Source organism: Dermacoccus sp. UBA1591 (assembly GCF_002322065.1).
Taxonomy (GTDB): domain Bacteria; phylum Actinomycetota; class Actinomycetes; order Actinomycetales; family Dermatophilaceae; genus Dermacoccus; species Dermacoccus nishinomiyaensis.
The window spans coordinates 1-7,799 of the sequence record NZ_DCNR01000066.1; the positions used below are offsets into that span (position 1 = coordinate 1).

General features: G+C 68.4%; 7 protein-coding genes. 4 read left to right on the forward strand and 3 right to left on the reverse strand.

Features of this window, described 5'->3' with window-relative positions; all coding sequences use genetic code 11:
• The first annotated feature begins 283 nt into the window (after positions 1-283).
• Positions 284-1,147 (forward strand): ABC transporter permease, encoded by an 864-nt coding sequence (locus B2284_RS07035; RefSeq protein WP_074040692.1) that lies wholly within the window; start codon positions 284-286, stop codon positions 1,145-1,147.
• Between the two features lies 1 nt (position 1,148).
• Complete coding sequence (locus tag B2284_RS07040) at positions 1,149-1,925, forward strand: ABC transporter ATP-binding protein (RefSeq protein WP_006943597.1); 777 nt, start codon at positions 1,149-1,151, stop codon at positions 1,923-1,925.
• A gap of 124 nt (positions 1,926-2,049) precedes the next feature.
• Here the strand turns inward: B2284_RS07040 and B2284_RS07045 are convergent, their stop codons facing one another.
• From B2284_RS07045 to B2284_RS07055, 3 genes are all read right to left on the reverse strand, one after another.
• Positions 2,050-2,796 carry a TIGR03089 family protein gene (locus tag B2284_RS07045; protein WP_006943587.1) on the reverse strand — a complete coding sequence of 249 codons (747 nt, stop codon included), beginning with the start codon at positions 2,794-2,796 and terminating at the stop codon, positions 2,050-2,052.
• Complete coding sequence (locus B2284_RS07050; protein ID WP_006943605.1) at positions 2,796-4,328, reverse strand: aldo/keto reductase; 1,533 nt, start codon at positions 4,326-4,328, stop codon at positions 2,796-2,798. The genes B2284_RS07045 and B2284_RS07050 overlap by 1 nt, the downstream gene beginning before the upstream one ends.
• Positions 4,329-4,400: 72 nt before the next feature.
• Positions 4,401-5,522 (reverse strand): PseG/SpsG family protein, encoded by a 1,122-nt coding sequence (locus B2284_RS07055; protein ID WP_006943588.1) that lies wholly within the window; start codon positions 5,520-5,522, stop codon positions 4,401-4,403.
• A 150-nt stretch (positions 5,523-5,672) separates the two neighbouring features.
• On the opposite strand from B2284_RS07055, the gene pseB reads away from it, so the two are divergent.
• Positions 5,673-6,662 carry a UDP-N-acetylglucosamine 4,6-dehydratase (inverting) gene (gene pseB, locus B2284_RS07060; protein ID WP_006943604.1) on the forward strand — a complete coding sequence of 330 codons (990 nt, stop codon included), beginning with the start codon at positions 5,673-5,675 and terminating at the stop codon, positions 6,660-6,662.
• Between the two features lie 10 nt (positions 6,663-6,672).
• On the forward strand, positions 6,673-7,799 hold a 1,127-nt coding region (locus tag B2284_RS07065; protein WP_006943603.1), incomplete at its 3' end, for a DegT/DnrJ/EryC1/StrS family aminotransferase.

Consider the following 7,799-nt stretch of genomic DNA (forward strand, 5'->3'; position numbering starts at 1 on the left):
ACGCGGCCCTCGTCACCGCCGGAGGCGTGCACGCGGCGCGCGGGCGCGACGCGGCCGTCGTCGTCCGCATGCCGGCCGTGCTCGCGACGATGCACCTGGCCTGGGGCCTGGGCTTCCTCACCTCCCGCGTCGAGCTCGAACCCGCCGAACCGGGGCAGGCCCCGCGAGCCTGAGCGAACTCCCAGCGCGTGCTCGGTAGGCTGAGATGCCTGCGTCGTGGCACCGCCAGGTGCCGCTGCCCTCGAGCCGGTGGGCGAAGCAGCTGGTCAGCATGAAGGAAGACATGAACTCATCGAACCGCTTGGCGCGGATCTGGGACCATCGAGCGACGCTCGACACCCTCGTCCGACGTGACCTTCGCGTGCGTTATTCGCGCTCGGCGTTGGGTTACCTCTGGACCCTGATCGACCCCCTCGCCATGGCGCTGGTCTACTCGTTCGTCTTCGGCGTCATCTGGGCGAGCGACCCCTCACCGGGTGAGCCGATGGCTCAGCGGTTCAAGAACACCGACGGTGTGCCGATCGTGCTCTTCATCGTCGCCGGCATGCTCGCCTGGAACTGGTTCAACAACGTCATCAACGAGAGCGCGCGAGCGCTCTACGCGGAGCGGTTGCTCGTCCGCTCGACGAACCTTCCGCGCGAGTTGTGGGTGGCGCGCGTGGTCATCTCCAAGGGCATCGAGCACCTGCTGTCACTGCCGATCCTCATCGGATTCATGCTCTACTACTGGGCCAACGGGGAGGTGCAGCTCAGCTGGGAGCTGGTGTACTGGATCCCGGCGCTGCTCATCCAGTTCATCCTGCTCATGGGCATGGGCCTCGTCATCGCCCCGGTGGCAGCGCTCGTCGACGACTTCATCCGGATCGTCCGCATCATCCTGCGCGTGCTGTTCTACCTGACACCCATCATCTACTCGATCCATCTGCTCGCCGAGAAGGCCTCGCAGCACGGGTTCGGCTGGGCGACGACGCTCATGCAGATCAACCCGCTCACCGGCATCATCGACATGTACCGGGCGGGCTTCGTCAGCGAGCACGGCCCCGACTGGCACAGCTGGATCTTCGCCTTCGTCCTCTCGCTCGGGTGGCTCGCCTTCGGCTCCTGGGTGTTCCGCAAGCTCGAGCCCGCGATCCTCAAGGAGATCTGAGATGCCCGTCGAATGGCAGACCCCCGAGGGCAAGCCGGTCATCGAGGTCGACGACCTGGGCGTCGAGTTCCTCAAGGGCCGCAAGCGCAACCTGTCGCTGCGCGAGATCATCTACAAGCGCAAGACCTCCTACGACAAGGAGACGTTCTGGGCGCTGCGCAACGTCTCGTTCGACGTCGGCCGTGGGGAGGCCGTCGGTCTCGTCGGGGCCAACGGTGGCGGCAAGTCGACGCTGCTCAAGATGATCGCCGGCACCTTGCTTCCCGACGAGGGCTCAGCGCGCATCCACGAGGGCGTCGCCCCAATGATCGAACTCACCGGTGGCTTCATCGGCGAGTTGTCGGCTCGCGAGAACATCTACCTCATGGCCGGCCTGCACGGCATGAAGAAGGAGACGGTCGACGAGCGATTCGACGACATCGTCAAGTTCGCCGGGCCGCAGGTGCAGCGGGGGCTCGACCTGCCGTTCCGCCACTTCAGCTCCGGCATGCAGGTGCGGCTAGGCTTCTCCGTCATCACGCAGCTCGACGAGCCCATCCTCCTCGTCGACGAGGTGCTCGCCGTCGGCGACCGTGCCTTCCGCGAGCAGTGCTACGAGCGGATGGAAGGGCTTCTCGCCGAGGGACGCACGCTGTTCCTCGTCAGCCACTCCGAAGGTGACCTCACGCGCTTCTGCACGCGCGGCATCTACCTGCAGGGCGGCACCCTCGTCGGCGACGGGCCGATGAAGGAGATCATCGACCGTTACAACAAGGATCTCGACGCCGGCGTCAGCTGACCCACCTGCGATTCCCGTCCCCATCGGCGATCTTCGTCCACATTCGCGAATCGCGTCCACCTTCGCGATTTCCGTGCACCTCGGCGAATTTCGTCCACCTTCGTGCACGCCTGGCGACGACGCCTCATCGAGGCTGCGCGGACTCCTGCTCCAGTAGGCGCGCCAGGTCAGCGGCCTCCATGTCGCCTCGCACGAGCACGACGCTGCCGCCGCCCGCCAGGACGCCGGCGAGAAGCTCCGGTGACGGCGAGGCCAGGAAGTGCCGGCCGGCGTCGGTGAGTGGCGTCGTGAGGTCGGCGTACGACGTCTGACGCTCGTCGCCGGCGCCCGTCACCACGGTCAGCGCGGCGGCCGTCGGCGCCGGGACATCGAACGGGGTGAACACGTCGCCGAAGGTGCTGAGCTCCTGCGCCTCATCGATCGCATCGGTTGGCAGGGGAGCGGACGATCGACGCGCAAGCATCGCGAGCGTGACGACGACGATGTCGATGTCGACCTCGTCCGCAGGGTTCGAGGTGACGAGCACGTCGGCCTCCCGCACGATGGGGGCAGACGGCAGGGCGCCATCGTCGTCGTCGGCGTCGACGAAGACGACCTGCGCCCCGAGCGACCACACGGCCAGGCACCAGTAGGCCGTGCGCCAGTGAGCAGCGGGCAGGTGCACGATGACGCTCGAGGACGCGTCGACGTCGAGCTCCTCGCTCAAGAGGTTGGCGGCCTTGCTCACCCAGTTCGTCAGCACCTTGGCGGACAACTCGATGCGTTCACCCTGCGTGGGGCCGGGTGTGCGTTCGTAGAACGTCACCCGTGGTGCCGTCTGATCCGTCGCGACGAGGTGTTCGAGCACCTGCCACGGGGTGCGGGTCGTCATCAGGACACCACCGCGTCGAGGCGTTCCTCGACGGCGTCGCGCTCGTCGGCCGTCAGCGGGGCGTTGAGGCAGTAGGCGAGGTCGTCGATCATCTGCTGGTTGCTGCGGGTGCCGATCGCGAGGGAGTCGACGAACTGGTGCGACAAGCTGTAGGCGACGCACAGGTCGGCGACGTTGGCGCGTCCCAGTTCGTGTGCAAGAAGCACGAGCTGACGGTTGAGTTCGCTCGGGTCGAACACGGTGCCGCCGGCGAACGTCGCGTGCGTCGTGACGACGACGTCGCGCCCTCCGAGCAGCTCTCCCGCCGCGCGCAGTTGCCGGTCGGCGACACCGAGCGGGAACTGCACGTAGCCGAGCCCGGTGAGGTCGAGGGCGCGTTCGAGTTCTTCGAGCGATTCGACGTTGACGCCGATGCGGCCGACCTCGCCGCTGTCCTGGTAGTCGCGCAGGCGGTGCCAGCCGGCGCCGTCGGCGTCGTGCGCCTCGTCGACGTTCGCCATGAGCACGGCGGACGCCCGACGCCGGCCGAGTTCGGCGAAGGAACGTTCGAGCTGGGCCTCGATGACGGCGGCCGCGAGTCGAGGGTCGTTGGTGCGCATCTCACGCAGGCGGGAGATGAAGTGCAGCCGCTGTGTCAGCTGCGGCTCGCCGCACTTGTGGAGGATCTCCTCGGCGTTGTGGTCGCCTCGACCGACCTCGACGTGGTTGACGCCGCGGTTGACGGCCGTCGCGAGCATCGCGCGGATCTCCGCGGCCGACGGCGCGTTGGGGCCGGCGAACGCCTGGCCGCCGAGGATCATGACGGACTGATCGAGTTCGCTGTCGTCGCGGCGCGGCACGCTGGGACCGGCGGTGAAGGCGGGCCCGCCGATCTCTGCGATGAGGTCCGTCCATGGGACGGCGACCGGGTCCGGCTTGTTGGCGAACAGGCGGCACACCCGGTCGTAGTCGGAGAGGACATCGACGGTGCAGCGGAAGCGCTCGGGGTCGCCGGGGTTCGCGGCCGGGACGAAGTCGAGGGTCTTGACGTTGCGGCGCAACCACGGGGTCACGTGCTCGCGGTCGTACGGGTCGCTCGTCGATGCGGCGGCGCGCCGCAGATCGCGTACGCGGAAGACCTCGCATCCGAGCCCCTCGGGCATGTGTGAGACGTCGTTGCGACCGTATTCGTAACCGCCCGCATCCATGGCCTCGACGAGTTCGTCGATGAGGCTCGAATCGCCGACGGGGTTGTCGCCGGTCAGGCGGACGACGCGGTCGTCGTCGTCCATGTCCTTCGTCGCCTCGACGAAGCGGCCGAGCACGTCGTCGAGTGAGCCACGCATCGCCGGGATGTCGACGCGGGCGAGGTGGTCGAAGATGCGGGTGTCGTACTGTTCCTCACTGGTGGCGACGACGACCTCGTGGCCATCACGCGAGGCCCGGCGCGCGACGAGCTCGATCAGCGGCATCCCGCCGATCGTCATGAGCGCCTTGCCGGGCAGCCGGCTCGAGTTCAGGCGGGATTGGATGACGACGCGGGTGCGGGTCACGGTGAGCCTCCGGAGCTGCTGGGACGGTGCTGTTCGAAACAGTGCCGATTCGACGAGGGTGCGTTCGCCAGCCTAGCGAGCCAGGCTGACAAGAGCCTCCGCCACGCGGGCGCGACCCCGACCGTCGAGCAACTCCTGAGCCCGTGCGGCCCGCTCGACGCGCACGTCGCGGTCGGTGAACGCCTCGCGCAGCGCGCTCACGGCCGCGGCGCGCGCGTCATCGTCGCGTCGCAGCATCTCGAGGTCGCCGAGCCCGAGCGCCAGATCTGCATCGGCCACCATGTCGTAACCCGGGCGCTGGTTGTCGATGACGCAGACGACGCCGAGCGGGACACCGAGGCACATGAGTTCCCACACGGACGACCCGCTCGCGGTCACGACGAGGTCGCAGGCCGCGGCGCGCGCGGCGAGGTCGCTCACCGGTCCGCTCGCTCGCAGTTCGACACCGGGGGGTGCATCCGCGGCGAGGGGGGCGACCCACGTCCGGTCAGGCGTGACGACGGTGATGTCGGCGGCCAGGCCGCTGCATGCCTGCAGTACGAGAGGTGTGACGACGGGCGCCGCGCCGCACGGGTCGGTGCCGCCGAACACCTCGAGCACGCGCAGAGGGCGCTGCTCCTCGTCGGCGACGTCATCGACGGCGACGTCACCGACGGGGCGGCGCAGCGCGAGCACGTCGTCACGAAAGAGGGTGTAGTCCGCCCCTGCGAGGGCGAGCTGTCCCGCGCCGACGGCACGAGGCGTCGCACCGGGATTCTGGTCGACGTAGAGGTCGGCGTCTTGATCAGCCGAGAACGGCCCGTCCACCATCGCCATGACGACGACGCCGGCTCGCCGCAGCCACACGCCCCAGCGCGGACCCAGGTCGTAGCGATCCAGTACGCACCACCGCGCGTCGAGATCGAGCACGAGCGTGGCGAGGTCGTCGGGGTCGGTGGGGCAGGGGTGCACGAGAACGCCGGCCTCGGCGTAGGCCGACGCCACCCATGCCACATCGAGATCGCCCGCGAGGTGCACCTCGATGCCTCGTCCGCGCAACTCCTGGGCGAGCGCAAGCAATCGCATCGCGTGCCCGACGCCGATGGTCGGTGTGGCATCGGCGCGCAGCACGACGCGACGGGTGGGGGAGGAAGGCGTCGTCGCGGCGGGCTCGCCGGGCCACGCAGCGGGAGACGGGGAACGAGAAGCGTCCATGCGTCGATGCTCTCACCCCGCCTGCACGGTCGGGGGGCGCCTACGGGCCGGGTGCTAGCCTTGACCTGATATCGAGCAGAACGGTGAGGCGCCACGTCGCGTGGCGTTTGCTCCGGCGTCACCGACGTACGACATGATTTGGGAGCCCGCGTGAGCATTCTTGACGATTCGTCCATCCTGGTCACCGGTGGTACCGGTTCCTTCGGCAAGGCCTTCATCACGAAGCTGCTCGCCGAGCACAACCCCAAGCGCGTCGTCATCTACTCGCGTGACGAGTTGAAGCAGTGGGAGTGCCGCGCGCTGTTCAAGGACGACCCGCGCCTGCGCTGGTTCATCGGTGACATCCGTGACCTCGACCGCCTCAAGCGCGCCATGCACGGCGTCGACTACGTCGTGCACGCCGCGGCGCTCAAGCAGGTCGACACGGCCGAGTACAACCCGTACGAGTTCGTCAAGACGAACGTCATCGGTTCGCAGAACGTCATCGAGGCGTGCATCGACGCGGGCGTCAAGAAGGTCGTCGCACTGTCGACCGACAAGGCCTCGAGCCCGATCAACCTCTATGGCGCGACGAAGCTGACGGCCGACAAGCTGTTCATCCTCGGCAACCACTACGCCGCCGCCTACCCGACGCGCTTCGCCGTCGTGCGCTACGGCAACGTCATGGGCTCGCGTGGTTCGATCATCCCGAAGTTCAAGGCGATGCACGAGGCCGGCGAGTCGCTGCCGATCACCGATCTGCGCTGCACCCGCTTCTTCATCACCCTCGACGACGCCGTGCAGATGGTGCTCGACACCTTCGACCTCATGCAGGGCGGCGAGTTGCTCGTGCCGCGCATCCCGTCGATGAAGGTCACCGACCTCGCGCAGGCCATCGCCCCCGGCGCGCAGATGCACGACGTCGGCCTGCGCCCCGGCGAGAAGCTGCACGAGGAGATGATCTCCCCGGAGGAGGGCCGCCGCGCGGTGATCGTCAAGGACGGCAAGTACTTCGTCCTGCAGCCCGACTTCGCGACGTGGGGCTACGAGCCGCCGAAGGACGGCAAGCCCGTCGAGGACGGCTTCCACTACTCCTCGGGCGACAACGACCAGTGGTACACGATCGAGCAGCTGCAGCAGATGCTCGCCTCGGGCATCTGAGGGCGCGCGGATGCTGCCCTACGGCCGTCAGTCCATCAACGACGCCGACATCGCCGCCGTGCAGGAGGTGCTGTCGGGTGACTGGCTGACCACCGGCCCGTACGTCGAGTCGTTCGAGAAGCAGATCGGCGAACTGGCCGGCGTCGCCGAGCCGGCGGTCTCCGTCACCTCCGGCACGGCTGCGCTGCACGTCGCGTACGCCGCGGCCGAGGTCGGCCCGGGCGACGAGGTCATCACGACCCCGCTGACGTTCCTCGCAACGGCGACCGCGGCGGCGCTGCTGGGCGCCAAGATCGTCTTCGCCGACATCAGCGAGGACACGGGCAACCTCGACCCCGAGGCCGCCGCCGCCGAGGTCACCGCCTCGACGAAGGTGATCGCGGGCGTCGACTACGGCGGCCACCCCATCGACGCCCCCGCGCTGTCGAAGGTCGCGAAGGATGCGGGCGCGTACCTGCTCGAGGACGCGGCGCACTCCGTCGGCGGCTCGCTGGACGGTGTGCCGGTCGGTTCCCTCGCGGACATCACGACGTTCTCCTTCTTCCCGACGAAGAACCTCACGACGGGTGAGGGCGGCGCCGTCGTCGCGAAGGACGCCGGCGTCCTCGAGCGCGCGCGCCGGTTCAAGGGCATCGGCATGGTGCGCGAGGCCGACCAGCTGCGTCATCCCGACGAGGGCGCGTGGTGGTACGAGATGCCCGAACTGGGCCTCAACTACCGGCTCAACGACCTGCAGGCCGCGCTTGGCTCGAGCCAGCTGACGCGACTGGAGCAGTTCAAGACGCGCCGTCAGGAGCTGACGGACCGCTACAACGAGGGCCTCGCGGGCATCGAGCAGCTGACGTTGCCCGGCCACCGCGCGGGCGCGGAACCGGTCTGGCACCTCTATCCGCTGCGCATCACCGACGGCCGACGCCGCGAGCTGTTCGACCATCTGCGTGCGCAGGGCATCGGTGTGCAGGTCAACTACATCCCGGTCTACTGGCAGCCGTACTTCGCCGATCTCGGCTACAAGCGCGGCATGTGCCCGAAGGCCGAGGCCTACTACGAGCAGGAGATCAGTCTGCCGATGTTTCCCGACCTCGCCGACTCGGACGTCGATCGGGTCATCGAGATCATTCGGACGTTCTGCGGGGC